This is a genomic window from Nocardia wallacei, assembly GCF_029868745.1.
Classification (GTDB): Bacteria; Actinomycetota; Actinomycetes; order Mycobacteriales; family Mycobacteriaceae; genus Nocardia; species Nocardia wallacei_B.
The window spans coordinates 1-2,741 of sequence record NZ_JARWOP010000015.1 but is presented as its reverse complement, the minus strand read 5'-3'; the positions used below and the strand labels follow the sequence as shown (position 1 = coordinate 2,741).

At 68.8% G+C, this 2,741-nt stretch carries 2 protein-coding genes; one reads left to right on the top strand and one right to left on the bottom strand.

All coding sequences use genetic code 11. From position 1 onward, the window contains the following. Positions 1-116: 116 nt before the first annotated feature. Positions 117-1,490, top strand: a complete 1,374-nt coding sequence (locus QH470_RS00425; protein ID WP_280270218.1) for a lipase family protein — start codon at positions 117-119, stop codon at positions 1,488-1,490. 91 nt (positions 1,491-1,581) lie between these two features. Here QH470_RS00425 and QH470_RS00420 read toward each other — a convergent pair. Continuing rightward, on the bottom strand, positions 1,582-2,741 hold a 1,160-nt coding region (locus QH470_RS00420), incomplete at its 5' end, for a lipase family protein (protein WP_280270217.1).

Here is a 2,741-nt window from a genome sequence, read left to right as displayed (position 1 = left end):
TCACAGTGTGGGTGAGGGCTGTCTCAGGTGTGGTGACAGACCCCGCAACACTCGCTGGGAAGGCCCCTTGACGATAGCTACGCTGTGCGAGTTCATCCGACTCGAGGACGAGGTCCGTGAAAACCCTTCTGGCAGTTCTAGCTACCGCGCTCGTCAGCACCGCGGTGCTGGCCACCCCACCCGCCACCGCGGCACCCGCACCCCCGCCGCAACCCGGCGCCCCGGCACCCTCCCCCCTGCAGGAATGGATCGACAACACCATCCCCGCACCCCCACTCGACCCCGCACCCCCCTCCGCCCCCACCCCCGAACACCTCACCGGAACAGACCAGACCACCCTCTGGAAATCGGTCCTGTCCACCCCCACCGGAGACCCCACCTTCGACACCTGGCCCCCCGGACTCGACACCCTCACCCCCGGCCACATCATCGAAACCCGCGACGTCACCGCCACCGCGGCGGCGCTGGTCAGCGCGCCGATCGAACGGGCGCTGCTGGTGAAATTCCGGTCCACCTCGGCGACCGGAACCCCCTCGTTCGGCACCGCGACCTTTCTCGTTCCCGCCGTCGCGTGGCCGGGTCCGGACCCGCGGCCGGTCCAGGTGGACACCATGCCGATCAACGCACTGGGCCTGCGGTGCACCCCCGGCTACACGATCGCGCACGGCCGTCGCGACAACAGCGGCATCAATGTCTTCCTGCCGGACGTGGCGGCGGCGCTGAACAAGGGCCACGCCATCCTGGTGCCCGACCACGAGGGCCCGCTGGTGGCCTACGCCGAGCCCACGGTCGCCGGGCACATGACCCTCGATTCCATGCGGGCCGTCCGATCGCTGTTCCCGGAAGAGTTCGGGGACAGCCGTTTCGCGGTCAGCGGCTACTCGGGCGGATCGATCGCCTCGTACGCGACAGCGATGCTGCTGCCCGAGTACGCACCCGAACTGGCGGATGTGCTCGTCGGCGCGTCCGTGGGCGGATTGGTGACCGACTACGGCGCGGTGGCGCACGTGTTCAACGGCCGCAGCGCCTCCGGAATCCTGCTCTCGGTATCGCTGGCGATCGCCCGCGAGCATCCCGAAATGCTGCAGTACATGAACAATCTCGCGCAGTGGGTGGCGACCTCGCCACTGAAGAACATCTGCGGCGAAGCCGACGGACCGCTGGGCGCGGTGGGTATCCCGATGGAAGTGGCGGCGAACATCGACCATCCGCTCGAAAGCGATATCGCCGCGCACATCGAGCGGCTGACCGACCTGACCGACCGCACATCGGCTGTGCCGCTGTACATCTACCACGGCGCCGACGATTTCTGGATTCCGATCCAGGGCCCGCAGCGGATGTACCGGCAGCAGTGCGGTCTCGGCGTCCCGGCCGTATTCCGCACGGTGCCGGGCGAACACGTCTCCGCCATGCTCAACGGCGGCGGCGGATCCACCGCCTGGATCGACGCCCGGCTGCGCGGGGAGCCCGCACCGAACGAATGCGCGTAGCCCGATAGTTCAGCGCCCACCCCGCCGCACTCGTCACGACGGACGAGCGGCCGGGTGGGCGCTTTCGCAGTTACCTATTCCGTTGTGCCGCTCAGCATTCGCGCGGCGCCGGTTCGCCGCGCAACCGCGCGAGGAGCCAGTCGTCGAGTCCCGGTGAGCCGGTGGCGTAACCGATCAGGTGCTCGCCGGGCACCACGCGGAAGACGGCCGGGACGCCGCGGCCGCATTGCTGCCGGTGCGTGCGCTGGGCGTCGTCGAGCGGAATCCAGGGGTCGTGCGCGCCGTGGTAGATATACAGCGGCACAGCCGATTTACGGTCGGCGAGGTCCAGCCGGGCGAACATCTCGTCGGCGAACGGCCCGTCGAGCGAATTACCGACATTCGCCACGACATCCATCGGGAAGCCGACCACGCCGAGCGGGCCGTCGGCATCGCCGCAGATGTCCTTGATCGGCGAGGACGCCACCCACTGCGCGAGATGATTCGTGTACTGCAGCATCTCGGGATGCTCGCGGGCCACGGCCAGCGCCACGGACAGCAGGATCCCGGAGGAGATGTTGCCGTTGAACCGGTGGGCGACATTCCTGTTGTCGGTGACCAGCCCGCCCGCGGCCGCACCCGCGACGACCTCCGCCAGTTCCGGCGCGTACTCGTCGAGCAGCATCGCCGTCGCGTACGAGGCGATCGCGCCGCCCGAGTAGCCGCTGACCACGAAACGACTGTCACCGAACACGTTCTCGTCCACTGTCCGCGTGGCGCGAATCGAATCGAGAATCACGTGCCCGGCGACGTTGGGCTCGGCGTAGGCCATCAGGGGCCCTTCGTGATCGGGCACCAGGACCGCGTGCCCTTGGCCGAGCGCCCACCAGATGGACGGCATGAACACCGTGAGATCGGTGTTGGGCTTCTCCAGCAGGCCGTGGGACATCTGATATCCCGGGGTGCAGTGCGAGCCGAGCGAATTGATCGGCAGCGCGTTCACCTGCACCGGCTGCGGACCGGGACCGGTCCACTGGGCCGCCGGGGTGATGAGGGTCGCGGTGCCGAACGACGGCGTGCCGGTCGCCGAGGTGGACCGGAACTTCAGCAGCAGCGCGCGCCGGATCGGCGTCGCCATCCGCATCGCGACGGACGCGGTGACGTCGCGGGTTTCGATGATGTGGCCGGGGGCGAGGGTGTCGAGTCCGGGGGGCCAGGTGTCGAAGGTGGGGTCTCCGGTGGGGGTGGACAGGACCGATTTCCAGAGGGTGG